This is a genomic window from Pedobacter sp. PF22-3, from assembly GCF_026239555.1.
Taxonomy (GTDB): Bacteria; Bacteroidota; Bacteroidia; order Sphingobacteriales; family Sphingobacteriaceae; genus Pedobacter.
Window position 1 is genome coordinate 1 of the sequence record NZ_JAPIVP010000029.1, and the last position, 26,769, is coordinate 26,769.

Annotated in this window: 18 protein-coding genes and 3 tRNA genes; 13 read left to right on the forward strand and 8 right to left on the reverse strand. The window is 39.4% G+C overall.

The genetic code is table 11. The features are described from left to right. The 3 genes from OQX63_RS22685 to OQX63_RS22695 all read left to right on the forward strand — a co-directional run. Positions 1-3,852 (forward strand): gliding motility-associated C-terminal domain-containing protein (locus OQX63_RS22685; protein WP_265853080.1); only part of this gene is annotated, 3,852 nt, incomplete at its 5' end. A gap of 14 nt (positions 3,853-3,866) precedes the next feature. Further along, positions 3,867-4,841, forward strand: a complete 975-nt coding sequence (locus OQX63_RS22690) for a type IX secretion system membrane protein PorP/SprF (protein WP_265853081.1) — start codon at positions 3,867-3,869, stop codon at positions 4,839-4,841. 109 nt (positions 4,842-4,950) lie between these two features. After that, complete coding sequence (locus OQX63_RS22695; RefSeq protein WP_265853082.1) at positions 4,951-5,598, forward strand: response regulator transcription factor; 648 nt, start codon at positions 4,951-4,953, stop codon at positions 5,596-5,598. Positions 5,599-5,626: 28 nt separating this feature from the next. On the opposite strand, the gene OQX63_RS22700 is transcribed toward OQX63_RS22695, so the two are convergent. After that, positions 5,627-5,812, reverse strand: a complete 186-nt coding sequence (locus tag OQX63_RS22700) for a hypothetical protein (protein WP_265853083.1) — start codon at positions 5,810-5,812, stop codon at positions 5,627-5,629. 107 nt (positions 5,813-5,919) lie between these two features. Between OQX63_RS22700 and OQX63_RS22705 the strand changes: the two genes are divergently transcribed. The 6 genes from OQX63_RS22705 to OQX63_RS22730 all read left to right on the forward strand — a co-directional run bounded on the left by OQX63_RS22705 (position 5,920) and on the right by OQX63_RS22730 (position 14,584). Next, positions 5,920-6,192: a hypothetical protein gene (locus OQX63_RS22705; RefSeq protein WP_265853084.1), complete on the forward strand. Its 273-nt coding sequence runs from the start codon at positions 5,920-5,922 to the stop codon at positions 6,190-6,192. A 39-nt stretch (positions 6,193-6,231) separates the two neighbouring features. Further along, positions 6,232-8,193 carry an OmpA family protein gene (locus OQX63_RS22710; protein WP_265853085.1) on the forward strand — a complete coding sequence of 654 codons (1,962 nt, stop codon included), beginning with the start codon at positions 6,232-6,234 and terminating at the stop codon, positions 8,191-8,193. A 680-nt stretch (positions 8,194-8,873) separates the two neighbouring features. Then, positions 8,874-10,190 (forward strand): DNA polymerase IV, encoded by a 1,317-nt coding sequence (dinB, locus tag OQX63_RS22715; RefSeq protein WP_265853086.1) that lies wholly within the window; start codon positions 8,874-8,876, stop codon positions 10,188-10,190. Positions 10,191-10,193: 3 nt separating this feature from the next. Next, the gene (dnaE, locus tag OQX63_RS22720; RefSeq protein ID WP_265853087.1) at positions 10,194-13,211 is read left to right on the forward strand and encodes a DNA polymerase III subunit alpha; all 3,018 of its coding nucleotides are present in this window, start codon (positions 10,194-10,196) and stop codon (positions 13,209-13,211) included. Positions 13,212-13,232: 21 nt separating this feature from the next. Then, on the forward strand, positions 13,233-13,802 hold the full coding sequence (locus tag OQX63_RS22725) for a hypothetical protein (RefSeq protein WP_265853088.1): 570 nt from the start codon (positions 13,233-13,235) through the stop codon (positions 13,800-13,802). 347 nt (positions 13,803-14,149) lie between these two features. After that, positions 14,150-14,584 carry a YdeI/OmpD-associated family protein gene (locus OQX63_RS22730; protein ID WP_322974553.1) on the forward strand — a complete coding sequence of 145 codons (435 nt, stop codon included), beginning with the start codon at positions 14,150-14,152 and terminating at the stop codon, positions 14,582-14,584. A gap of 142 nt (positions 14,585-14,726) precedes the next feature. Here the strand turns inward: OQX63_RS22730 and OQX63_RS22735 are convergent, their stop codons facing one another. The 7 genes from OQX63_RS22735 to OQX63_RS22765 all read right to left on the reverse strand — a co-directional run bounded on the left by OQX63_RS22735 (position 14,727) and on the right by OQX63_RS22765 (position 23,984). Continuing rightward, a complete protein-coding gene (locus OQX63_RS22735; RefSeq protein WP_265853089.1) occupies positions 14,727-15,488 on the reverse strand; it encodes a polyprenol monophosphomannose synthase in 762 nt (253 codons plus the stop codon). Positions 15,489-16,117: 629 nt separating this feature from the next. After that, complete coding sequence (locus OQX63_RS22740; RefSeq protein ID WP_265853090.1) at positions 16,118-17,599, reverse strand: peptide MFS transporter; 1,482 nt, start codon at positions 17,597-17,599, stop codon at positions 16,118-16,120. A gap of 63 nt (positions 17,600-17,662) precedes the next feature. After that, on the reverse strand, positions 17,663-19,258 hold the full coding sequence (locus tag OQX63_RS22745) for a peptide MFS transporter (RefSeq protein WP_265853091.1): 1,596 nt from the start codon (positions 19,256-19,258) through the stop codon (positions 17,663-17,665). 136 nt (positions 19,259-19,394) lie between these two features. Further along, a complete protein-coding gene (locus tag OQX63_RS22750) occupies positions 19,395-20,291 on the reverse strand; it encodes a hypothetical protein (protein WP_265853092.1) in 897 nt (298 codons plus the stop codon). A 39-nt stretch (positions 20,292-20,330) separates the two neighbouring features. Next, the gene (locus tag OQX63_RS22755; protein WP_265853093.1) at positions 20,331-21,506 is read right to left on the reverse strand and encodes an acetyl-CoA C-acyltransferase; all 1,176 of its coding nucleotides are present in this window, start codon (positions 21,504-21,506) and stop codon (positions 20,331-20,333) included. A gap of 1,396 nt (positions 21,507-22,902) precedes the next feature. After that, positions 22,903-23,070, reverse strand: coding sequence for an Arc family DNA binding domain-containing protein (locus OQX63_RS22760; protein ID WP_083488688.1), 168 nt, complete (start codon positions 23,068-23,070; stop codon positions 22,903-22,905). 56 nt (positions 23,071-23,126) lie between these two features. Next, positions 23,127-23,984, reverse strand: coding sequence for an SPFH domain-containing protein (locus tag OQX63_RS22765; protein ID WP_265853094.1), 858 nt, complete (start codon positions 23,982-23,984; stop codon positions 23,127-23,129). 190 nt (positions 23,985-24,174) lie between these two features. Here OQX63_RS22765 and OQX63_RS22770 point away from each other — a divergent pair, with 190 nt between their 5' ends. The 4 genes from OQX63_RS22770 to OQX63_RS22785 all read left to right on the forward strand — a co-directional run bounded on the left by OQX63_RS22770 (position 24,175) and on the right by OQX63_RS22785 (position 26,656). Next, on the forward strand, positions 24,175-26,181 hold the full coding sequence (locus OQX63_RS22770) for an HD family phosphohydrolase (protein ID WP_265853095.1): 2,007 nt from the start codon (positions 24,175-24,177) through the stop codon (positions 26,179-26,181). A gap of 83 nt (positions 26,182-26,264) precedes the next feature. Then, a tRNA-Ser gene (locus OQX63_RS22775) sits at positions 26,265-26,351 on the forward strand. Between the two features lie 102 nt (positions 26,352-26,453). After that, positions 26,454-26,527: transfer RNA gene (locus OQX63_RS22780), tRNA-Pro, on the forward strand. Between the two features lie 55 nt (positions 26,528-26,582). Next, positions 26,583-26,656: transfer RNA gene (locus OQX63_RS22785), tRNA-Pro, on the forward strand. The last annotated feature ends 113 nt before the right edge of the window (positions 26,657-26,769 follow it).

Below are 26,769 nucleotides of genomic sequence, written 5' to 3' on the forward strand. Positions count from 1 at the left end.
ACAAATACAATTTTGGCTAAAGATGATACGGGAACAGCAAATGGTTTTACTGGCGGCGTGGCCGTTGAAAATATCCTGATTAATGATCAGTATAACGATATATTAACTGCAACAATAACTACTGTAATAATCAATCAGATTTCAACTTCAAATCCGAAAATCAACATTGATGCAGCAACTGGAAAGGTAAATGTTGCGGCCGGTACGCTTCCGGGAGTTTATACATTGACTTATCAAATTACAGATAAATTGAATGTAACGAAAATTTCAACAGCAGTTGTAACGGTAAATATCCCGAACTGGATAATAGATCTGCTGGTAAGCAAAACAGCCAACGTAACAGGTGTTGAAACCAATGGCGATATCAGCTATACGATCACAATTAAAAACAACGGACCTGCGACGGTATTAAGTGGTGAATCTATAGGACTGATAGAAAATCTTCCGGCAGGATTGGAAAAAATAAGTTACAATGCAATCGGCGGAACCTATAGTTCAACAGGGAAAACCTTTAATCTTACAGCTGATTTAGTGGCTGGTCAGCAGGTGAGTTTAATGGTAAATGCTCGTGTTGCAGCAACATTTACAGGAGCAAGTTTTGTAAATAGTGTATCATTAAGTCCAACCGATACATCAACAGATCCAGATCATACCAACAATCAATCAACCGTTACTACGCAATTGTTGAAAGGAAAGATCGCCCTGATTAAAACAGGTATTTTAAGTGCTGATGGTAATAACATCACTTACTCTTTCAAGATTACAAATGTTGGTGATGTAGCATTAAGTGGTATTGTATTGACGGATGCCAAATTAGGTTTAAATAAGACTTTCCCTAACGTATTGGCAGTAGGGACAAACTTTACCTATAGCCAGGTTTATATTTTAAGCCAAAGCGATAAAGATGCAGGCATAGTGACCAATACCGCTGCTGTAAGTGCAAAAACACCTGTTGGAAACGCCATTACAGATGTTTCAGGAACCGATTATTCGAATGATAATCCTACTGAAACCCCTATTTCAGGTAGTCCGAAATTTACTTTTACTAAAATTGCGAGTGCTGCAGGGACGAAAATCGGCGAATCAATCAATTATACTTTTACCGTTACCAATACCGGAAGCGTTACATTAAGTAACTTAACCGTAACTGATGCCGCTGTAGATGCTGGTTCGATCAATCCTGCCAATATTTCTACTTTAGCACCTGGTGCCAGCGTAACGGTTACTGCTAAACATACTTTAACACAAGATGATATCAACCTCGGTTCATTTACCAACCAGGCATTGATAAAATTAACTGATAATAAAGGTATTGTGGTTAACCAGTTGTCTGATGACCCATCTACACCTGCACCTAATGATGCTACTGTAACTCAATTAATTCCAACACCTGGTTTTACATTGACCAAATCTGCTGCAAACAGTGCAACTAAGGCTGGCGATGTGATCAATTACAACATTGTATTCAAAAATACCGGGAATGTAACTTTAACCAATATCGTGTTGGTTGATGCAAATGCCGATACTGGTAGTTTAATGCCTTCAAATATTGCTTCCATATTGCCAGGTGCTACGGTGAACATTACAGCTAAGCATACGGTAAAACAAAGTGATGTAAATGCTGGTGGCTTCAGTAATCAGGTTAATGCAAGCGCAAAAGATCCGAAAGGGAATACACTAGCGAAAGTATCAGACGATCCATCGACTCCTGCAACAGATGATGCAACTTTTAGTCCTATCGTGCCTAATCCATCACTTAGGTTTACCAAAGTATTTGCTAATGCTGCAGGTACAGTTAAAGTAATTGAGTACAGCATTCAGGTTACCAATACCGGTAATGTATCGCTAACCGATATTGTGGTAACCGATGAAGGTGCAGACGCGGGTAGTATTAAACCTGCAATGATCAGTAAATTGGAACCTTCCGAAACTGCGCTGATTTTAGCCAGACATACCTTAACACAACCAGAAATTGATAATGGCAGGTTTGTGAATCAGGCTAATCTGGTTGCCAGATACTCCGGCGCAAATAAATTAAGTAAACTTTCTGATGATCCGAGAACTTTGGCTCCTGATGATCCTACCATATTCCTGATTAAAGAGGGACCAGGTCTTGCTTTGGTTAAAACAGGTGTTTTAAGTGCCGATGGAAATTCGGTTAACTATACTTTTACGGCAAAAAATACCGGTAATGTTACGTTAAACAATTTTAGTTTGCTTGATCCAAAAATTTCATCAGCGCTTACTTTCTCACCAGCTAGTATTGCACCTGACGAAACAGCTGTGGCCACGGCGGTGTATACCATTACGCAGGCAGAGAAAAATGCAGGTTCAGTGAGAAACACAGCCACACTTACGGCTAAAACACCAAGTAGAACGCCAATTTCGGATATTTCCGGAACTGATGAGGACAACGATTATCCTACTATTTTAGAACTGCCAAAAATTGTAAGTTCAAAAACCGTTGCTGATGCCAATAATAATAGAAAAGCCGAAGCAAATGAGGTTTTAACCTATACCATTACCGTTAAAAATAATGGAAATATTACAAGAACAGGTGTGAAAATTGCCGATGCAATCCCGGCTAATACCACTTACCTAGGTGCAAGTGCAGATAATGGTGGGGTGTTAGTTGGCAATATATTAAACTGGAACAATTTAAGCATTCCAGCCAACGGACAGGTACAGGTGAGTTTCAAAGTAACTGTAAATGCGGTTATTCCTTCAGGCGTATTAGGCGTGAATAACACCGCTACTGTAACTGATCCTGCAAATGCGTTAATGCCATTGAATCCGTCTGTATCTATCCCAACTGATGGAATGTTGGAAGGTAGCAAATCAGTTACGGATAACAAAGGCAATAAAGATGGCAAAGCACAGGCCAACGAGATTTTGACTTATTCGCTTCAGGTAAAAAATACAGGTGGTTCTGCACTAAATGGAGTAACCATCACCGATGAACTTCCCGCAGGTTTAACTTATGTTCCTAACTCGGTTTCCGGTTATGGTACCGTGACGGGCAATACCCTGAAATGGAAAATTAACATGCAGGCCAATTCGAGCACCGTGTTAACTTTTGATGCGAAAGTTGCACCGGATGTAAACAGATACAATAAGATAAAAAATGTGGTTGCAATGACGAGCGCAACCGGAACAACAATCAGGCCAGAGGTACTGATGGATGTAGATCAATCGGCTGATTTGGTTATTACAAAAGAACTGTTAACCAAAAGCGATATCAAGACAGGAGATGATGTGACCTATAAAATTACGGTAACCAACAAAGGTCCGAACAGGGCAACAGGAGTTACCGTTACAGATAAACTGTCGACAATTATTGATGCACCTAAAGAAATCACGGTTGCTGTTGGTACAACAAGTTATACGACTACCAGCAGAGATTTAGTGTGGTTGGTTGGAAGTTTAGATCTAAATCAGAGCGCAACGTTAACCTTTAAAGCAAGAACACTGGCTTCAGGTGAATTGAATAATTCTGCAAGTGTAAAAGCAGATCAGCCTGACCCAATATCAAATAATAACTTGATGAAAGCAAATGCGGCCATGATAACTGGTAGTGATTTATTGATTCCGAATCTGTTTACACCAAACGGCGATGGCATTAATGATACATTCGAGATTAATGGCCTTGCAGAATTTGCTGAAAACGACATTACGATTGTAAACAGATGGGGTAACGAGGTGTTCCGTGCCAAAGGTTACCAGAATAACTGGACGGGTGAAGGTTTAAATGAGGGAACTTATTATTACCTGTTACGCGCCAGAAAGGGCGGAAGTAGTGAGTGGAAAGTATTTAAAGGTTACATCACCCTGATCAGGGCATTTAAAAATTAATGGTGAAGAAAGGTATGATGAAGAAACTAATCGTATTATTGGCAGGTTCGTTTTTGCTGTTTTCACGGCCCGTATCTGCACAACAGGATGCACAGTATAGCCAATATATGTTCAACGGGATCTATATCAACCCCGCCTATGCGGGTTATAAAGAAGTGCTGAATGTGCACAGTTTTTACCGGAGCCAGTGGACAGGCATTACCGGAGCACCGAGAAGCATGTCGCTGGCTGTAGATGCCATTGCCAACAGCGGTAACGTGGGTTTGGCCCTTCAGGTGGCCAGTGATAAACTGGGTGCACAGTCCAACCTGAGCATTTACGGTAACTATGCCTACCGCATCCGGATGAACGATGATGGGAGTTCGAGATTGGCATTGGGCCTTGGTGTGGGCATGGTGCAGTTGGGCATAGATGGCTCGCTGTTAAATCCAAACAACCCTGAACCCAACCAGCCTGTAGGTATGCAGAGTACCATTGTGCCAGATGCCAGGGCAGGCGTTTATTTCGCAAACGATAAGATTTATGCCGGTTTCTCGGCCGATAACCTGATTGCCACCTATATTAATATAGACCGTTATGCATTTATCCCACAGCCTAAACCACATTATTACCTAACTGCAGGGGTATTGCTTCCACTTTCTGAAGATTTTCAGGTAAAACCATCATTCCTGTTGAAAGACGACCGTGGCGGACCGACGAGTCTGGATTTAAATGCCTTTTTGATGATCAAAGATTTTATCTGGGTTGGCGGTTCGTACCGTACTGGTGTAAAACTGTATGATAAAAGCTACCTTCAGCGCGATCTGACACCGCGTAACACTGCTGTAGCAGCGATACAGATTTTTCCATCTGAAAAGCTAAGGATTGGGTATGGTTATGATTTTTCAATTGGTCCTTTACAGGGGTACAGCAGCGGCACACATGAGATTTCCATCGCTTACTCGTTCATCAAACAGAATATAAGATTGGCAACACCCCGGGTATTTTAACAAAATTTTTAAAATGTGTATAATAATATTTACACATTTTAAAGAAAAATTCACTACAATTGCGTAGAAAAAATAACTTTTTATTAACTTGCATGATATCCTTAATATAATGAAAACAAAAAATGCCGTAAGCACTTTTACAGTGCTCATCGCCGATGATCACGAGATCATTCGCCGTGGTTTAAAAGGTTTAATATCAGACTTCTGGCCTGGTGTTGAAATCATTCACGCGTCAACCCTTGAACAGGCTCTTGTCGAAGTAGAAAAATCACCTAGCTTAATCATCATTGATGTAAACTTACCTGGAGGTAACAACCTTAAGGTAATAGATCAGATTAAATTGGTTCAGCCCAATGCTAAAATTCTTGTATTTTCTTCTCTTAATGAAAATATTTATGCTGTACCTTATTTAAAATCAGGTGCTTCTGGTTACTTAACCAAAAATGCCGAAGAATCAGAAATTGTAACTGCAATCACTACTATTCTTGCTGGCAGTCGCTATTCGAGCAGAAATGTTAAAGAAAATATGTTTAACAGCATATTGGGTAACGATGCCGATAATCCTTTTACTAAACTTTCGGGCAGAGAGCTTGAAGTGGCAGAACTTTTAACAAAAGGTATCGGTGTATTGGAAATTTCCAATCAGTTAAATCTTCAGATGGGTACAGTGAGTACATATAAGCTGAGACTTTTTCAAAAACTCAAAATAAAAAGTATTATAGAACTGGCTGAAAAGATGAGTATCTATGAAAGATAAAAAGAGTGTAATACTCTTTTTATCTTTTCTAAGCTTTTTTGTTTTTATTTACAGTGCCAGGTCCACTCTCTCCTGATTCATTAGGGGTAGAGCCGGCCTGGCCAAATTGATCTGAAGCACCATCCCCATTCTGATCAAAGGAGGCCTTTTCTTTTGAGCTTCCTTTTACTTGTTGTTCTTTTTCAGCTGCTTTTTTATTGTCTGTAGTTTTCATATTGATCATGTTTATTATTTAATCAACATGATAAAGCAGCCAAAGTTTTATTTAATTCCCGGGAAAAAAAATAAAGACACTGACTTAATAAATTCGATTTGCTTAAAATGCATCAATCAGTTGCACTAAATATTTCTTATATACTGTTTCTGTATACCAAACTGTATGATAAAAGCTATGTGCAGCGCGATCTTAATCCGCGTAATTCTGCTGTGGCAGCGATGCCGTTTTTTCCATCTGAAAAGCTTAGGATTGGTTATGGTTACGAATTCTCAATTGGCCCTTTACGGGGCTACAGCGCGGAAATTAGAAGATTTCCATTGCTGATTTATTTATTAAACAAAATACAAGACTGCTGCGCCCAGGGTATTTTAAGTTAACTATATTTAGTATTTTTGGTCAACTATCCAAACAACGCGATGAATAAAATTTTAACAGGTATCTGCCTTTCTGCATATTGCTTATGTGCATTCAGTTTTTCGGCAAATGCCCAGTATGTACTAAAAGATGCTGACAAGGAATACGAACTGTTTAATTACAGTAAGGCAATAGATTTGTATGAACAGGCCTTTAAAAAAAAAGAAACTTTACATGCCGCAGAGCGGTTGGCAAATGCTTATGCACTGGTTTATAATTACAAACAGGCAGAAAGCTGGTATGCCATTGCCACTAAAATGAATGGGAGCAGCACTGAGAATATGTTGAGCTATGCCAAAGCTTTACAACAGAATTCGAAGTATAGCGAAGCAAAAGTTCAGTACCTGAATTACATTGATAAGAATAAAAATGTATCAGAAAAGCAGCAAGCCATTTGGATTGCTTCTTGCGATTCGGCTTTGAAATGGATCAAAAATCCAAAAAAGATTGAGCTCATCAATCAGAAAGCGCTAAATAGCGCACAGTCAGATTGGGGGGCTGTAAAGTATGAAAGAGGTGTTGTATTTACTTCCGATAGATCAAACAGTAAATTAAACGGTTCAGAAAATAGGCCCTTTTTAAAATTCGACGGATCTAAAGAACCCGATAAAAAAGTATATGGCTGGACCGGTAACGGATACCTTAAACTGTACTTCAAGTCATCATCAAACGATAGCCTTAAGCTATTTCCCATAAAAGCAGGTACCAGCTACCACGTTGGTTCTGCCAGCTTTACAGCCGATGGCAAAACCATGTATTTTACGTTAACCCGTATTACCGATGAATTGGAACGCTTAAAAAAACAGCCAACAACTGTTAATGTAGAGATTTTTAGCAGCACAAAAGGTAGCGATGGTGTTTGGGGCGAACCGGTTTCATTTGCTTATAATAATGTAAATGCTTATTCTGTAGGTGATCCTTTTATTACTACCGATGGAAATAGCCTTTATTTTGCGTCGAACATGCCAGGTGGGTTAGGTGGAACCGATATTTATGTTTGCCTAAAAACAGATGCGGGTGATTGGGGCAAACCCATTAACCTGAAAGAAGTAAATACCGAAGGCAATGACCGTAGTCCGGTTTTTGACGAAAAGGATAATTTCTACTTTTCGAGCGATGGCAGGGTTGGCATGGGAGGATTGGATGTATACCAGGCTTTGAGAGAAAGTGGCAGCATTGGCCAGATTGAAAATATGGGCTATCCTTTCAACTCTCCACAGGATGATTTTGGCTTTAGTTTAAACGAAAAAGGTGGTATTGTTTATCTTTCTTCTAACCGCGAGGGTGGTTTGGGTAGCGATGATATCTATACTATCGATCAGAAAATGATCCTGGCTTTCAAATTACAAGGCAGGGTCTTCGATAAAGATAATAACCAGCCGATTGCAGGTGCATTAGTAACCCTGGCAAAAGTAAATGGTTCTGTTTTAAAAACTGAAACTGATGAAAATGGCGCATACCAATTTAATTTATCAAAGGACTCTGAATACAACGTATCAGCAGAAAAAACAAATTACAGATCCGATGTAGAAAACCTGGCCACTATTGGCTTAACAACTTCGGGTGTACTAACGCAAGACCTCCATTTAGAAGCTATTATAATCAATAAGGAAATTAAGCTGGAAAACATTTATTATGATTTTGATAAATGGAACATCCGCCCGGATGCTGCTGTAGAATTGGATAAACTGGTTAAAATCATGATTGATAATCCGACGATCTGGATCGAATTGGGCTCGCATACGGATAGCAGGGGTAAGGATGCTTACAACCTGAACCTCTCACAAAAAAGAGCTGAATCTGCTGTAGCCTATATCATTTCGAGAGGTATTAATAAAAACCGTGTTACGGCTAAAGGTTATGGCGAAACCCGCTTATTAAACAAATGCAGCAATGGAGTAGCGTGTAGTGAGGAAGAACATCAGCTGAACAGAAGGACAGAATTCAAAATTGTTAAGCAGTAAGCCAATTTGAGATTAACAATATTTAATTTTTTAATTATTTGCCTCCGATGAAAATCGGGGGCATTTTTGTTTATAGGATTGCGTAATCCTCACTTCCTGTCATTCTGAATGTAGTGAAGAATCTTTCAATGTCGCGATTCTTGCCTGCAAACCTGAGTTCGATTAATGTACTTTATTAGGACGAATTGGCTAGCTTTTTCGTCATGCTGATCCGATAGCTATTGGATTTATTTTACAAGTAGAGAATTAGTATTTTCAATTGCCTTGTAGCTACTTCGTGGTCAGCATCTTTCCTGTTAAACCACCTTGCTATAAAGACCCTGAAACAAGTTCAGGGTGACGACCGTTCATGCAAGGCACCAAATAACCCGAATTAAAGCATAATTGAACTCAGGTTATAAGGAGTTATTTTGATATAACTAATTGTAAGACAATAAATTATACTATGTTTCGTATCTTAGCACACTACGGCAAAGATCGTATCTCTAATTGATCATCCGGTACTTGAATAGGGTGGTTTCTCCGGATGTTCATCATTTCGAATGTTTTAAATCAATCATTTTGCATACCTTATTTTTAACTAAAATAATTAGCATTATTTTACAACGCATATCTCTTAAATTTTATTAAAACTAAAAATATTAGTATTTTTGGTTTTCAATCATCCTTATAATAAGAAAATGGATAAAGACAGGCAGATTATTCATATGGATCAGGATGCATTTTTTGTATCTGTAGAAATTAGAAAAAATCCTAAGTTATCGGGTAAACCGGTAATTATCGGTGGTGGAGGAGATAGAGGTGTGGTGGCTTCTTGTAGTTACGAAGCACGCCAGTACGGCATACATTCTGCAATGCCCGGCAGAACGGCAAAATTACTATGCCCCCAGGCTATATTTTTAAAAGGCGATATGGAAGAATATTCCAAAGCCTCGCATGATATTACTGAGATTATTGCCGATAAAGTCCCGCTTTTTGAAAAAGCCAGTATTGACGAACATTATATCGATATGACGGGTATGGATCGCTTTTTTGGTTGTATGAAATTTGCATCAGAACTTAGGCAAACCATTATGAAAGAGATGCAATTGCCTATTTCTTTCGGCTTATCGATCAATAAAACCGTAGCTAAAATAGCTACGAACGAATCCAAGCCTGATGGCGAACGGCAGGTTACCTTTCCAGAATTACGGCCCTTTCTTGATCCTTTGGCCATCCATAAAATTCCGGGTATTGGTCATGCTACCTATAAAAAATTAAGCGAAATGGGGGTACGTAATATCCTTACGCTTACGCAGATTCCACAACAGCTTATGTTTAAAATTTTGGGCCAGCATGGTTTAAGTTTGTGGCAAAAAGCAAACGGAATCGATCTTTCGCCCGTGGTGCCTTACCGCGAGAGAAAATCAATCGGTACACAGGCCACTTTCGAAAGTGATACCATGGATATGGCAAAATTAAAGTCTATTATAACCGGAATGGTTAGCGGACTAACCTTTCAGTTGCGTAATCAGAAAAAACTAACCGCCTGTATTACCGTAACGGTGCGTTATACCAATTTTGAAACCGTTACCCAGCAGGAGCGGATTCCTTATACCTCACTCGATTCATTTCTGATTAGCAAAGCACATAGCCTATTCGAAAAAGTATATTCAAAACGGATGCTGTTGCGGTTGGTAGGCGTAAAACTTTCGCATCTGGTGAGTGGTTACGAACAGATTGGTCTTTATAATATCGCTGAAGAAGAGTATAGTCTTTGCCAGGCTATGGATAAAGTGCGTAACAGTTATGGTGCCGAAGCGGTGGTAAAAGCCTGCATTGTTACCCAGCCACCCCGCGATGAAAAAGGAAAAGTGATCAAATACAATCCACGCAAAAAGAAAATATTGATCGAAAATACCGAAGAAGCAGAAAAAGATCCTGAAGTAAGAAAACGTTCAAAAATCAGGAGTTTTATGAGCGAAAAAGGAACAACTGGCACCAAATCTTACGAATAAGTTATGTTTTTGAATGTACATTCCGCTTACAGCCTGAAATATGGTACACAGAGCATTAATCAGCTCATTGCTACTGCACGTCAGTTGGGCATTCATCAAATGATTCTTACTGATATCAACAACTCAACCGGAGCTGTAGAGTTTATTCGTGAGTGTTATAAACAGGGTGTTGCCAAAGAAGCCGACGATATACATAAAGGCAATATTCCATATCAGATTAAGCCTGTAGCAGGGATCGAATTCAGGATCGGTAATAGGTTACTGTATGTAGGCATTGCCAAAAACAAAGAAGGCATGCGAGAGCTCAATACGTTTTTAAGTCGCCATAATATCGATAACATTCCGCTGCCCGAAATGCCGCCAGCGATGGAAAACGTATATATCATTTATCCCTTTCAAAAGTCTCTTAATCCAGTATTAAAGGCAAATGAATATGTAGGGATTCGTGGTAAACAGCTGAATCTCTTGTACAGGCACCCGCTTTTGGCCCAAAAAGAAAAACTGCTGGTTTGGCACCCTGTTACGGTAGGCGACAAAATTACTTATCGGTTGCATGAATATTTAAGGGCAATAGAACTTAATACCCTTTTAAGTAAAGTATCTGCGGAACAAAAATGCGATCCCGATGAATTTCTGATTCCCGAGGCTGAACTTACGCAGCAGTTTGAACAGTACCCTTTTATTGTTCAAAATACCCAAAAGCTTATAAACAGTTGCGATTTAAGTGCCTATTTTGAAGATAGCGCGATACCCAGCTCAAAAAACAAGTTTCATTACACCAAAACAGGTGTAGAAGGCGATAAAAAAATGCTCCGCAGGTTGGCCATACTAGGACTTAAATATCGCTATGGCGAAAACAATGAAGAGGCCCTTAAGCGGTTAGAAAAAGAACTTCGTATTATCGAACTAAAAAACTTCTGCGCTTATTTCCTTATCACATTCGATATTGTTAGGTATGCCATGAATAAATGTGGTTTTTACCACGTTGGCCGTGGTTCGGGTGCCAATAGTATTGTGGCCTATTGCTTGCGCATTACTGATGTAGATCCGATTGATCTCGATCTCTATTTCGAACGTTTTCTACATGAAAAACGGACCAGTCCGCCTGATTTTGATATCGATTTTGCGTGGGACGAAAGAGAAACCATACAAAAGTACATCTTTAAGCGCTATCCCAAATGGCATGTTGCTTTTTTGGGTACCATGAGTACCTTTAAAGATCGGGCAATTATCAGGGAGATTGGTAAGGTTTTAGGTTTGCCAAAAGGTGAAATAGATAGTTTTACCGACCCTACCAAAGAGCGCGAAAATTTACTTAATGCCACTTACCAAAAGTTATTGGCCGTACACCAATACATGAAAAGCATGCCCAATCAACGTTCTATTCATGCCGGGGGGATTTTGATTTCTCAAGATCCGATCACTTATTATACTGCTTTGGATATGCCGCCAAAAGGTTTTCCGACGGTGCAATGGGATATGTACGAAGCAGAAGCCATAGGTTACGAAAAGTTCGATATTTTAAGTCAGCGAGGCATTGGGCATATCCGCGAGGCGGTGCAGCTTATTAAAAAAAACAAGGATATAGATATCGACATTCACGATTTTAAAAACTTTAAAAAGGATCAGAGACTGAACGGTATGCTGAAAGAAGGGCAACCCATTGGGTGTTTTTACATCGAATCTCCTGCCATGCGGCAATTGCTGAAAAAACTAAAATGTGATAATTACCTTACCCTGGTGGCTGCGAGTTCTATTATCCGTCCAGGTGTTGCCAGTTCAGGTATGATGAAATCGTATATCGAGCGTTACCATGCGCCCGATAAGGTGGTGTACCTCTGTGAGGTGATGAAAGAGCGGCTTAGCGAAACCTACGGGGTAATGGTTTACCAGGAAGATGTGATCAAAGTATGTCATTATTTTGCAGGTTTGGATCTGGCCGATGCCGATATCCTACGTAAAGCCATGAGTGGAAAATACCGTTCAAAACTGGCTTTTGATGAACTGGTGAATAAATTTTTTGCTTCAGCCAGAAAAGAAGGACACTCAGAAGAACTCATTACCGAAGTTTGGCGCCAGATTTCATCTTTTGCCGGTTACAGTTTTTCGAAAGCACATTCGGCTTCCTTTGCTGTTGAAAGTTACCAGAGTCTTTACCTTAAAACTTATTACCCCATGGAGTTCATGGTAGCCGTACTCAATAACTATGGCGGTTTTTATAGTCGCTGGGTTTACGTACACGAACTACAAAAAACAGGCGCCAGGGTGCATTTACCCTGTGTTAACCATAGTGATGAAGTGGTGAATATAAAGGGCGAAGATGCCTATCTCGGCTTTATTGCCATTCAGGGACTGGAAGAAAAAATCATTAAAATTATTCCACAGGAACGTGCGGCAAATGGTTTGTATCTCAATCTGGAAGATTTCGTGAAACGGACCTGTATATCATTAGAGCAGGCAATTATTTTAATCCGGCTCGGCGCATTGCGGTTTACCGGCAAAGATCGTAAAACCCTGCTTTGGGATGTGCACAATTACCTTGGTTTTAAACAGAAAAAAATAAATCATGCCGAACTTTTTAAATTGAGTTATAAAACCTATCAGCTCCCTGCATTGGCAGATTCTGAATTGGAAAATGCTTACACAGAGTTGGAACTGTTGGGATATCCGCTCAACTATAAAATGTTCGATTTTCTAAAAACCCCTTATCGTGGTGATATTATGGCAGCCGATATGCACAAATATTTAGGTAAAACGGTAAGGGTAGTCGGTAATTATGTATGCGAAAAAACAGTACACACCATTAAGCATACCAAAATGTGGTTTGGTACTTTTTTAGATGCAAAGGGCGATTTTTTTGATACCACCCATTTTCCAAATACCACTCCTATGTATCCTTTTAAAGGAAAAGGCTGTTACCTTATTTTGGGTAAGGTGGTAGAAGATTTCGGTTTCCAGAGTATTGAGGTGTTAAAGTTTGCCAAATTAGATATTCAGATGAATCCTGTAGCGATGAATTAAAAATTAAATGACGATATTAGTTTGAGATTGGCGAAAGATTGGTATTCAGTAGTGATTTACCCTGAGGCAAAAATGATTGATCAGGTTGCTGACTTGAAAACGCAACTGGCCGACAGAATTGGGTGGTATGCCAGCAGGAATTCGATAGCACATATTACGGTCAATGAATTTATGGCAGACCAATATGAACTGGCTTTTTACATCAAACAGATTGAAAAATTTTGTTATACCCAAAAACAGCAGGAAGTTGGTTTTGATCAGCTAAGTTTATCGAAATTTAGCTATGCTGCTGTTTTGCTGCCAGATGAATCGTCCAAACCTTATTTAAAAGATCTTTTGCGAAAGCTGAGGAAGCTGCTCAAAACAAGCTATACCACACATGGCAGTAGTGCACATATCTCAATTGGTCGCAAACTAAGTTCAATGCAGCTAGACCAGGCTGAAAATCTTTTCAGCAGTATTAATTTAAGGTTTAATTGCGATACGGTTGCCCTTCGTAAATTCATTGAAACTAAAGGACAGTTTGAAGTAATTAAGACCTTTAGGTTTTTAGAAAATCCTTTAAATAATGCTCAATATTTACCATTTTAATTGGTTTTTTTAAAATCATGAGCCGAATAAGTTTACTAATCGGCTCATGATTTGGCTTTTTTTGAGCCGAATAATATTTGGGATATTTTTATGATTTTATTTAAATCTGTCATTCTGGGCCTGGTGAAGAATCTTTTTAAACCACATAAAATCATTACCATGTTGAAAAGTGAAGTTAATTAAGCTTACTTATCATTTAAATGCCTGGTATGGTTAAAAGAAATTTTAAGCCTATAACTGATTAATCGCGACTGCTTTTTAATTGTGAGCGTTTAAAACGACGGTATAGTAACTCAACGATTATATCGCTAATACCTTTTTTCAACATTATTTCTATATTTAAACTCATGATCCACTTCAAAGCAGAAATAGAACGTTTCGGAACCATGGGCGAAAAAACCGGCTGGAGTTATGTGTTTATTCCAGCTGCTTTAGCAAATGAAATTAAACCCGATTGTAAAAAGAGTTTCAGGGTAAAGGGAATGATAGATCAGTTGGATATTAACGGTATGGCAGTTATGCCAATGGGAGCGGGTGATTTTATTATTGCCTTAAAGGGCGAAGTCCGTAAAAAATTAAAAAAAGAAGCCGGAGCAGTGGTTGAACTTTATTTAGAAGAAGATAAGGATTTTAAAATAGAAATGCCCGAAGATCTTGAAATTTGCTTATCAGAAGAGACGCATTTAATCCAAAACTTTTTAAAACAGCCTAAATCACACCAAAACTATTATATCAATTGGATTAACCAGGCTAAACCGAACCTACGCGTACCAAAAGGATAGTAATGACTGTCAAGGCAATGGATAAAGGACAGGATTTTGGCGCAATGATCAGAGAATCTCAAGGGAAGTCCTAATGATTAGTCGTAAGTCCTTAGTCCTAAGTCGGAAGTGAATAGAACTAAGGCAATGTGAAGTTAAGACTCTAAATTCTGGACTCCTGACTCCCGACTCCTGACTCCTTTTTATAATTCCTAAACCAACTCGAAACTTTCATCTGGATTACGCCTAAAAAAGCTTCCCTGAAGATGCGGGTACTCATTTTTGATGTTCCTTCTGTACGATCGGTAAAGATGATGGGAACTTCGACTACTTTAAAGCCAAATTTGATGGCAGTAAACTTCATTTCGATCTGAAACGCATAACCAACAAACTTAATTTTATTAAGCGGAATGGTTTCCAGGACAACTTTACGATAGCATTTAAAACCTGCTGTAGCATCCTGAATATTGATCCGGGTAATAATGCGGACATACATGGATGCAAAATACGACATTAAAACCCTGCCCATTGGCCAGTTTACAACATTTACACCTTTCACATACCTGGAGCCAATGGCTACATCAGCACCATTTACACAGGCTTCACGTAATCGTGGTAAATCTTCCGGGTTATGAGAGAAATCGGCATCCATTTCAAAAATATAAGCATAATCGTGTTGCAATGCCCAATTGAAGCCATAAATATATGCTGTACCCAAGCCTTGTTTACCAGCGCGCTCTTCAATAAATAAATGCCCTTCGTATTCTTTCTGTAGTGACTTTACAATTTCAGCAGTTCCATCAGGAGAACCATCATCAATAATTAAAACATGAAAAGGCTGTGTTAAAGAAAAAACCTTTCTAATGATTTTTTCGATGTTTTCCTTCTCGTTGTAGGTGGGAATGATGACTAAACTATCTAACACGTTTGTTGTGGTTGTTTTATAATAAGATAAGATTTTAACTCTTGTATGGTGGTCTATTGTGCTTACTTATGCTGTGTAATTGCTTTTAATGTGCGAAAGTAAATATTTAATATGAAACCTTTATCAATTTTCAATAATTCAACTCGTTTTATCTTCTTCTAACAGTACAGTCTGGAGCGTAGTCTAAGACAACGTGTAAAGCCTGGAGCCCGATTATGAGGGCGAGGACTTGAAACAAAGAGCGGGAGAGAAGGCCGCCAAGAGCGAAAGTCCTTTCATTTCCAAATTTATTAAATATGCTTTCTTCATAAATAATATCATTGTAAACACAAATTTAGCGCCTCGCCCAGATATTTCCGCTGATCTCGCAAATCACCGCAGATGGAATTGATTTAAAACCATCCGTTCGTCATCCTAAACTTGTTTCAGAATCTATATTTAAGGCAGAAGCCACTGGTTCTAAACCGGACAGCAGCGGCAGCTCCCGATTGAAAAGAGGGACTATAGCGGATGGCGGGACTGAATATGCCAAGAACTCCAGTCCGTTCCTTTCCAAATCTTAAGGTATGCCAATAAATAATCGTTATAGAATAGATTTCTCCACTACTGTCGAAATGACGATTCTTTTTTTATCTCACTTCCTGCATTAATCTCTTAACCAGTTGCGAAAAAATAATCAATGCCAAACCTGCAATTAAAGAATATAAAGCCAGTGCTTTATAACCTTCGGTATAAGCCATTAACTTGGTTTGTAAAGAAGCATTATCGATACTCGACATTTCTGCACCTAATTTTCCGGCGGCCAATTGCCCAAAAGCACTTGATAAAAACCAAAGCCCCATCATCATACCGAACATTTTCTTTGGCGATAGTTTTGTAATGATCGACATACCTATCGGCCCTAAACAAAGTTCGCCTAGTGTTAACAATAAATAAGCTAATGTAAATACATTTAAGGAGCTAATGCCCTGTGCATTGGCAAAGAACCTGGTGGCATAAAATACGTAAAAACTTAAAGCCAATAAAAGGAAACCAATTCCAAATTTAACCACGGTATTTGGTTCAATTTTACGCTTATATAGCCCTAACCATAAAATGCCCACAATCGGGCTAAAAACAATAACAAAAAATGAGTTTACGCTATTGTTCACCACATTCGGGTCGATATTGAAGAAGAGGATTTTATGATCAAGATTATCTTTTGCAAATAACGATAGCGAACCGCCACTCTGCTCAGAGATGGCCATAAAAATGAAGTAACAGAAGATAAAAACAAAAGCAGCCAATAATTTATACTGTGCTTTTTTATCTTTTATTTTAAAGGTTTCGTACAAGAAATAAACCAGGGCAATAATGCCAATCGTGTACATGAAATAATCCGTAAAATCGGTATTTTTCACCATGATATAAATCAACGGGATACACAATATCGAACCTGCATAAACGGCTATTTCCCATAGCTGCTGTTTTGATTTTTTAAGGTGCAGCAATGGCGAACTTCCGATCGGGCCCAGGTGTTTTTTAGTGAAAATGAAGGTGCCTAAACCGAACATCATGACCAATGCGGCTGATAAGAAACACAAATGCCAGTTGTAGTATTTACCGAGGTAGATACACATGGCACCGCCCAGTAAACCACCAACATTAATACCCGCATAAAAAAGGCCGTATCCTGCATCTCTGCGGTTGTCTGTCTCGTGGTATAATTCGCCAACCATTGATGAGACATTGGGTTTGAAGAAACCGGTTCCTACAATAGATAAGGTAATGCCTATATAAAATAAATCATGTGGAGAGAAAGCCAAAATAAGGTTTCCGATAATCATTAAAGTTCCGCCCCAAAATAAAGACTTTCTGAAACCTAAAATCTTATCGGCAAAAATACCACCTATAAATGTAAAAGCATAAACAAAAGCTTGTATAGCGCCATACTGTAGGTTTGATTTTTGATCGCTTAAACCCAGTTGCTCTACCATAAAGAAAGCCAAAACGCCGCGCATTCCATAAAAGCAGAAACGCTCCCACATTTCTACCAATGATAAATGCCAGAGTTGTTTCGGGTATTTGCCTTCAAAATTTTGAATTTCTTCTATTGAAACTGTTTTTTCCATTAAATTGGTTTAAAAATGAAAAGCCCGACAAACATCGGGCTTTTGGGTAAAAGTATTTTTTAATTAGTGAACACCGTGCATCCATTTACGCAGAATTGGGCTTATGGCAAACATAATTAAACCTGCTACAATTGGTATTATGGTGAATATTAGGAAGAAAGTGGAAATTGAATAAGCGGAGCTGATTTTGTCAATTAATGATCCGGTAGCTCCGGCCAGATAGTTACCGATCGCTGTACAGGTGAAAAATACACCAAACATTAAACCTACCAAATTAGCTGGTGCCAGTTTACTTACGTATGATAAACCAACCGGAGATATACAAAGCTCACCTACAGTATGAAAGAAATAAGCGAAAACAAGCCAAAACAGACTTACTTGCGCCGATGTAGCACCCTGTGGAATAGCAGAGCCTCCGTAAGCTAGCCCCGCAAAACCAATGCCCACGAATATAAGTCCAAATCCAAATTTTACCGGTCCGCTTGGATTAAATTTAGTTTCCCATATTTTTGAAACAATTGGGGCTAAGGATACGATAAAGAATGAGTTAAGTACGCTGAACCATGATGCAGGCACTTCGGTACTTACCGAACCCAGTTCGCGACTCACTTTCCAGATGGCTAAAACCCAGATAATAGCGAAGCTTAATAAGGTAAATAAAATGGTAGCCGGATATTTCTTAAATATTTTTCTGGCTAATGAGAACAAAACAAAAGTTACGGCTACAAGCGGGAATATAGTAAGCACACTGTCTACCCATTTAAAAGTTGTTGCTGCACCGCCGGTTAAATTTCTTAACGTATAATCTTTGGCAAAAATAGTCATCGAACCACCTGCCTGTTCAAATACCATCCAGAAGAAAATGGTGAAAATAGATAAGATGGCAATAACCCATAAACGCTGGCTTCTTACTTTTCTTGGAATTTCTTCAACTGTTGGATCTGCTTTTTCAACTGCTTTAGTTTTATCTACAGACGCACCTATTACTCCAAAAATTTTCTGGCCGAAATAGAATTGCAACATACCGAAGAGCATAAAAATACCAGCAAGACCAAAACCATAATGCCAACCTACCTTTTCGCCAATGTAACCACACATTAACATTCCAATAAAGGCACCAGAGTTAATGCCCATGTAGAATATGGCATAGGCACTGTCTTTTTTATCGCTGATGGGAGGATATAGCTTACCTACAATTGAAGAAATATTTGGTTTAAAAAATCCATTACCGATAATCAGTAAAAGTAAACCGGCATAGAAAAAGTTGTTGCTAAAGCCTTCAAGTGCCATGGCTGCATGGCCAAGTGTCATAATAAACGCACCAATAATCACCGCTTTTCTATAACCTGTAAATCTATCGGCAATTAAACCACCTAATATGGGTGTGAAATATACTAAACCAGTATAAATAGCATAAAGCTGCAAGGCCTCTGGCCGTGGCCAGCCCCAACCATTTTTGCTGAGATCGCTAATCAGGAACAGAACCAAAATGGCGCGCATTCCGTAATAACTAAATCTCTCCCACATTTCAGTAAAAAAGAGTACAAAAAGGCCAACCGGGTGGCTAAATAATTTTTCAGAAGAAACCCCTTGACTGGTTAGGTGGAGATCTAGTTCCTTATCTTGGTCAATACTAATGGTTTCATTAGATGTTTGCATAAAACATTTGTTGGTTTTGGTTTATGAATTCAGAATTTGTGTGTTGTTTAAGCTAGTTAGCAGGGCGCAATATAGTGAGCGAATGGCAAACTCACAAATTTTTAAGCCAGGAGCAAGGTAAATGATTTGTTAAAAATTAAAACTTCCTGATGGGTTTAACATTTTTCTTCGGGTCTGCGTAAAGTTCATCATTTGAGTCTGCATCATTGTTAAGGATGATATCTTCTTGCAGTTTTAATCTTCCGCCTATAATTTTGAAACCATCAAAAGTACCGTCCGACCCAAAATATTCAAATTTATCCTTTATTTCCGGATCAAAAGATGCCAGATGATCAAATACAATCATACCTGCTTTCATATCAGTTTTTAAAGTCATGGCATTCGATTTGGCATACTCAAATATGATCCTGTTTTTTTCTTTTAGTTCTTTACCTTCAAAAACAGGCGCACCAAAGGTGAGCTTATCTTTATCAAAAGAAAGAATTTCTATTACCTTTTTAGTGGTTACCTGTGTATTTCCTTTCCAACCCAAGATCACATAATAAGGCAATCGGCTTCCGCTGGTAACCGGAATAACCTCGTAATATCTGGCACCAAACCATTTCTGATTATTGGTAATGCCGTTAGGATCGCCAATATTATCGGTCTGATCGATTAAAGGGTAAAGTTTTAACGGACCGCTTTTGGTATTCATCTGTATGGCGCCATAATAGCGGTATGTACCGTTTTCGAGCAGTACATACCAGCTCAGCATCCTAAAAGTTTGATCGGGTGATTTAATTACCGATACATTTTTAAGCGAATCGAAAGGATAAGAAAAAGAGTTGGAGACTTTTAAAGCCTCAACCAATGTTTTTACAAAACTGCCATTTATCTCCAACTTTTGTGCATCGCTCTGCGCAGCAATAACCCTGGCCGATATTTTAATCAGTGTATCCTGAAAAACATCTAAAGCATTTGGGGCTTGCTGCGCCCTTAAGCTAAAGCTTAGCGTTGTAAAGATGAAAAGAATATAAAATCTGATAATTTTCATATGATCAAATGCACAAAAAAAATGCGGGCAAAATCGAAGCTATATTTTCTCGATAACAATGGCACTTGCACCGCCGCCACCATTACAGATTCCGGCCACACCGATTTTTCCATCGTTTTGTGCCAATACCGAAAGTAAGGTAACTACAATCCGCGCACCCGATGCTCCAAGTGGGTGACCTAATGAAACTGCGCCACCATTAACATTAACCTGGCTATCGTTTAATTTTAAAAGTTGGTTATTGGCAATGGAAACTACAGAAAAAGCTTCGTTGATTTCAAAATAATCTACTTCTTCTATATTTATATTGGCTTTGTGTAAAGCTAAAGGAATTGCTTTTGAAGGTGCCGTTGTAAACCATTCTGGTGCTTGTTGTGCATCAGCATAGCCTAAAATTTTAGCCAGGGGCTTTAAGCCTAGCGCTGTTGCTTTATCTGCGCTCATTAAAACCAATGCCGCTGCACCATCGTTTAAAGTAGATGCGTTTGCAGCGGTTACTGTTCCGTCTTTTTTGAAAACTGGTTTTAATGAAGGTATTTTATCAAATTTAACTGCCGTGGGTTCATCGTCAGCATCAACCAAAGTAATCTCACCCTTACGGTCTTTAACCTCAACGGCAACAATTTCATTGGCAAATTTACCTGAGGTTTGTGCAGCTTGTGCCCTTTTGTAAGATTCTATGGCGAAATTATCCTGCGCCTCGCGACTGATTTGGCATTCAGTAGCACAAAGTTCAGCGGCAGACCCCATGTGGTAATCATTATAAACATCCCAAAGACCATCTTTTACCAAACCATCTGTAATTTGTCCGTGGCCTAAGCGATAGCCATTTCTTGCTTTATCCAGGTAGTAGGGAACATTGCTCATGCTTTCCATGCCACCGGCAACAATAATTTCGTTATCGCCATTTGCAATACTTTGTGCGGCAAGCATAATTGCTTTGGTGCCAGAAGCACATACTTTATTGATGGTTGTGGCAGGTAAATCTGGTAAACCGGCAAATTTTGCAGCTTGTGTAGCCGGCGCTTGTCCGAGGTTTGCAGATAAAACGTTACCCATATATATTTCCTGGATCTGTTCCGGTTTTAATCCGGCTTTTTCAATAGCGGCCTTCACAGCGAAGCCGCCAAGCTGGGTAGCAGAAAATTGAGCCAATGAACCTCCAAAACTGCCAATAGGCGTTCGCACAGCTGATACAATTACAACTTCTTTCATGTATACTAAATTTTATGAATTTTTGGTTAGGCCGCTAAGTTAGTCAAACCTTACAGGTTTACAAAACCTCAGATATTTAAAAATAACGTTTAAGGAATGATTTTAGCACATTTGAAATAATAAGTTTTTGGAAAGGTGCTGTAGTATTTCTTAGGTCTATTTAGTTCTGCTGTACGCTGTAGCCCTCATACTTCGGGGCTGCCGCTGCCATCAGGTTTAATTACCAGGGCTGGTGCTGCTTGGGTTAGTTGGTTTTTCCTGGGCCAGTTTACTCACATCCTTGTTAAGGAGGGGTGCCCATAGGCCGGGGTGGTTGATAAGTTTTTATTAAAGGGTTGAGTTAATGATTAGGTAGCGTGATTTTGGTTTAATTAATTAAGGTTTTTGGAAACGAACGGTTTAATGCGTTTCGCTTGCTGTAGTCCTGCTGTACGCTGTAGCCCTCATACTTCGGGGCTGCCGCTGCCATCAGGTTTAATTAACAGGGCTGGTGCTGCTTGGGTTAGTTGGTTTTTTCTGGGCCGGTTTACTCCCATCCTTGTTAAGGAGGGGTGCCCATAGGCCGGGGTGGTTGATAAGTTTTTATTAAAGGGTTGAGTTAATGATTAGGTTTTGTGATCTTAGTTTAGTCAATTAAGGTTTTTGGAAACGAACGGTTTAATGCGTTTCGCTTGCTGTAGTCCTGCTGTACGCTGTAGCCCTCATACTTCGGGGTTGCCGCTGCCATCAGGTTTAATTAACAGGGCTGGTGCTGCTTGGGTTAGTTGGTTTTTCCTGGGCCGGTTTACTCCCATCCTTGTTAAGGATGGGTGCCCATAGGCCGGGGTGGTTGATAAGTTTTTATTAAAGGGTTGAGTTAATGATTAGGTAGCGTGATTTTGGTTTAATTAATTAAGGTTTTTGGAAATGAACGGTTTAATGCGTTTCGCTTGCTGTAGTCCTGCTGTACGCTGTAGCCCTCATACTTCGGGGCTGCCGCTGCCATCAGGTTTAATTAACAGGGCTGGTGCTGCTTGGGGTAGTTGGTTTTTCCTGGGCCGGTTTACTCCCATCCTTGTTAAGGAGGGGTGCCCATAGGCCGGGGTGGGTTGATAAGTTTTTATAAAAAGGTTGAATTAATGATTAGGTGTTGTGATCTTGGTTTTTCCTGGGCCGGTTTACTCCCCTTCTTATTAAGGAGGGGTGCCCGCAGGGCGGGGTGGTTGATTAGTTTTAATTTAAGGCGGTGGGTTTTGCGTTAGGGATTGTAAGGGTTCAGTACCGATCTTTCATCGGTACCGGAGCGAAGCGCAGCCCTGAAAAGCCCGACCCAATCCCGATTTTTTCATCGGGATTGGGGAACGCCCAAATCAGTTTAGCAGTTAAAAGTTAACAATTGGCAGTTAACAATTTACAGTTATTCCTCTTTCGCCTTTCCCTTCTTTCTTGATTTTAAAGCCTGGGTAAGTAGAAACTCAATCTGCCCGTTCGTACTTCTAAACTCATCGGCAGCCCAGGTTTCTACTTCTTTTAATAAAGCAGGACTAATTCTTAATACAAAAGCTTTTTTATCTTTCTCCGCCATTCTTATTGTATTGCTTGTATCTTATACCTCGTTTTTAAATTGATCAGGAACATTTCCTAATTATATAAGGTACCGGTGTTTACCACAGGCTGCACATGTCGGTCGCCACAAAGTACAACCAGTAAATTACTTACCATAGCTGCCTTACGCTCCTCATCCAGTTCTACAATTCCTTTTTGCGATAATTTTTCCAATGCCATCTCTACCATACCTACTGCACCTTCAACAATTAATTTACGGGCTGCAATAACTGCTGTAGCCTGTTGGCGCTGTAACATGGCGCTGGCAATTTCTGGTGCATAAGCCAAATGCGAAATCCTGGCCTCTAAAACTTCAATGCCTGCGCGTGATAAACGTTCGTTCAGCTCATTCTCTAAAAGTTCACTTACTTTTTCGGCACCATCTTTTAAAGTGATGCTGGTTTCTTCATCCTCGGCATGGTCGTACGGGAAGATGTTGGCCAAATGCCTAACGGCAGCCTCACTCTGGATGTTTACGTATTGCATGTAATTTTCCACAGAGAAAACGGCTTTAGCGGTTTCGTTTACTTTCCAAACCACAACAGCTGCAATTTCGATCGGATTGCCCAGTTTATCGTTCACCTTTAACTGCTGTCCGTTTAAATTATTTGCTTTTAAAGATACACGTCTTTTGGCCGTTAAAGGGTTTACCCAGAAAAAGCCGTCAGCTTTTACTGTGCCCATATATTTTCCGAAAAGGGTGAGTACCATCGATTGGTTGGGATTGATGATTAAGAAGCCCGGAAATATTAAAAATACATCTATCGCTAATAAAATGCCTCCCCAGAGAAAAATTTCAGAAACAAAACAGAAAATGGAAGCGCCCAGTAATGCTATACTCAAAGCGAAAGTTAAATAGCCAGATGGCGGATTGATAATTTTTTCTTGATACATAATTGATATTAATTTGATATCATAAAGTAAAATATAAAACCTGGTAATTGCAAACAAAACGTGCAAAATATATATTAGATAAAAATGTTATTTTTGACAATACAATAAATACATCGTTTTGGCCAAGATCAAGAGAAATTCACACAAGATCCTTTACCGGAAGTATTCATCAAACCTAAAATATGTGATGATGATATTTACCGTTTTCATTATTACGCTATTCCTGCCCAAACAACCCCGGTTTAGGTATGAGTTTGAAAAAAACGCGGTATGGAAAAACAAGGACCTGATTTCGCCTTTCAGTTTTGCTATTTTAAAAACCAATCCGCAGGTTAAGGCTGATAAAAAGAATGCCTTAAAAGATATTTTGCCCGTTTACCAACTGGATAGGGGTATTACCGCCAATGCATTGGAAGAGTTTGCCAACGAGTTTGATGTGAAATGGAGATCGAAACAGCTGAGTGAAAAAGATAAGGATGTATATAAAAGCGCTGCCTATAAATTATTGCAGAGTATTTACCAGAAAGGCATTATTGGTCTGAATGTGAAACACCAGGCCGGAGGTAAAAACTACGATTTTTCGCTGCTTGAAAATAATGTGGCCCAGGAGAAAAATACACATGATGTTTTTACCGCAGAATCGGCCCTGAAGTTTTTTAGAGATAATTTTAAGGCCCCAAACCAGGTAATGGGCGATCTGGTTGCAAACCTCGCCATTGATCACATTACCCCAAATATCGTATTTGATGAACGGCTGACGCAAACCATACAGGATAATACGGTTAACAATATCTCTACTACCAAAGGCATGGTGCAAAAGGGCGAGCTTATTGTGGCCAAAAATGATGTTATTGATGAAGAAATTTATCAGAAACTGGAATCTTATAAAGCTACCTACGATGCACAAACCAAAACCATTGGTAGCAGGGCACTCGTTTACCTGGGACAGGTGGTACTGGTTGGTTTCATCATCACGATATTAATGTCGTTCCTTTTTCTTTTCCGTAAGGATATTTTTGCCGATAACCGTCAGCTGTCCTTAATTCTTATTGTAACCACGGGAATGTTACTTGCTTTAACCTGGGCCATTAAAATGGAAATCCCCAGTTTGTACTATATCCCTTTTTGTGTGGTGCCTATTATCATCAGGATTTTGTTCGATACCCGTTTGGCGCTTTACCTCCATATGCTGGTGATTTTAATCGCCGGGTTCTTCGTGGCCAATAGTTTTGAATTTGTTTTTTATCAGGTTACGGCAGGTATGGTTGCCATATTCAGTATCAAAAACTTTGTTAAGCGGGAAAGGTTTCTCATTTCGGCCTTATTTATTCTGCTGGCATATTTTGTTTCTTTTGTAGGCATTGCATTACTCCGCGAAGGTTCTTTCCGCGATATTGAATGGTTAAACTTTATCCCTTTTGTGTTTAGCGTACTGTTATCACTTTTGGCTTACCCGTTAATTTACCTGTTCGAGCGTATTTTCGGTATTACTTCTGATGTGGCCTTGATAGAGTTAACCAACACCAATAATAAATTATTAAGGGAGCTTGCTTTTAAAGCGCCAGGAACCTTTCAACACTCTTTACAGGTAGCTAACCTTGCAGAAGCTGCCATATTTAAAATTGGTGGTAATTCTGTATTGGTTAGGGCAGGGGCGCTGTACCATGATATCGGTAAAGTAGACAATCCACAGTATTTTATTGAAAACCAAAATACCGCTGTGAGCCCACACGATAAATTACCTTATGAGCAGAGTGCACAAATTATTATTCAGCATGTACACAAAGGAATTGAGATTTTAAGAAAGAACCAGATTCCTGAAGCGATTATTGATTTTATCAGAACACACCATGGCAATACAAGGGTGGATTATTTTTATCAGTCGTTTTTAAAAAATACACCCGAAAAATTTGTCGACGAAAACATTTTTCGCTACCCCGGACCGATACCTTTTAGTAAAGAAACCGGTGTGTTAATGCTCGCAGATTCTGTTGAAGCAGCCTCAAGAAGTCTGAAAAATCCCGATGCACAGAACATAAACGATATCGTTGAACGCATAATTAACTATAAATTGGAGCAAAATCAGTTAGATGACTGCGATTTAACGTTAAAAGATATTGAGACTATCAAATTGATATTCAAGACAATGCTGATGAGTATCTACCATGTGCGCATAGATTATCAACAAATTTTGTAATTTTTTTTTGTTGGATAACTTGTTTTACTATATTTGCAGACCTCAAAACAACGCCGGTAGGGCAGAAAAATAGAGGTTTGAAAGGAGAGGTGCCTGAGTGGCCGAAAGGAACAGTTTGCTAAACTGTCGTACTGGTAACGGTACCGCGGGTTCGAATCCCGCCCTCTCCGCAAGAGAATAAAAATTTGCAAATAAAAATGGAATTGTCAATTTAAAACCGTTACTTTGCAATCCCTTCGAAAGAGGGAAATAAAAAAAGAAGATACCAAGTTCGGGATGTAGCGTAGCCCGGTATCGCGCCTGCTTTGGGAGCAGGAGGTCGTAGGTTCGAATCCTGCCATCCCGACAAAAAGTTCAATCCACTTTACAAAAGGATTAAAAAAAAGATCGATACCAAAGTTCGGGATGTAGCGTAGCCCGGTATCGCGCCTGCTTTGGGAGCAGGAGGTCGTAGGTTCGAATCCTGCCATCCCGACACAAAAAGAAGAAGCCTTTAAATCGTGAGATTTAGAGGCTTTTTGGTTTAATATAGATGTTTAGGGACGAGCGAGGGAAGCCCAACAAATGAACAAATTTCTCAATAAATTG

Coding starts and splice junctions, on each gene's coding strand:
- OQX63_RS22745 (WP_265853091.1), bottom strand. CDS start 19,258: ATGCAAACATCTAATGAAACCATTAGTATTGACCAAGATAAGGAACTA.
- OQX63_RS22710 (WP_265853085.1), top strand. CDS start 6,232: ATGAATAAAATTTTAACAGGTATCTGCCTTTCTGCATATTGCTTATGT.
- OQX63_RS22760 (WP_083488688.1), bottom strand. CDS start 23,070: ATGGCGGAGAAAGATAAAAAAGCTTTTGTATTAAGAATTAGTCCTGCT.
- OQX63_RS22740 (WP_265853090.1), bottom strand. CDS start 17,599: ATGGAAAAAACAGTTTCAATAGAAGAAATTCAAAATTTTGAAGGCAAA.
- OQX63_RS22705 (WP_265853084.1), top strand. CDS start 5,920: ATGCATCAATCAGTTGCACTAAATATTTCTTATATACTGTTTCTGTAT.
- OQX63_RS22770 (WP_265853095.1), top strand. CDS start 24,175: ATGATATTTACCGTTTTCATTATTACGCTATTCCTGCCCAAACAACCC.
- OQX63_RS22750 (WP_265853092.1), bottom strand. CDS start 20,291: ATGAAAATTATCAGATTTTATATTCTTTTCATCTTTACAACGCTAAGC.
- dinB (WP_265853086.1), top strand. CDS start 8,874: ATGGATAAAGACAGGCAGATTATTCATATGGATCAGGATGCATTTTTT.
- dnaE (WP_265853087.1), top strand. CDS start 10,194: ATGTTTTTGAATGTACATTCCGCTTACAGCCTGAAATATGGTACACAG.
- OQX63_RS22755 (WP_265853093.1), bottom strand. CDS start 21,506: ATGAAAGAAGTTGTAATTGTATCAGCTGTGCGAACGCCTATTGGCAGT.
- OQX63_RS22695 (WP_265853082.1), top strand. CDS start 4,951: ATGAAAACAAAAAATGCCGTAAGCACTTTTACAGTGCTCATCGCCGAT.
- OQX63_RS22690 (WP_265853081.1), top strand. CDS start 3,867: ATGATGAAGAAACTAATCGTATTATTGGCAGGTTCGTTTTTGCTGTTT.
- OQX63_RS22700 (WP_265853083.1), bottom strand. CDS start 5,812: ATGAAAACTACAGACAATAAAAAAGCAGCTGAAAAAGAACAACAAGTA.
- OQX63_RS22765 (WP_265853094.1), bottom strand. CDS start 23,984: ATGTATCAAGAAAAAATTATCAATCCGCCATCTGGCTATTTAACTTTC.
- OQX63_RS22730 (WP_322974553.1), top strand. CDS start 14,150: ATGATCCACTTCAAAGCAGAAATAGAACGTTTCGGAACCATGGGCGAA.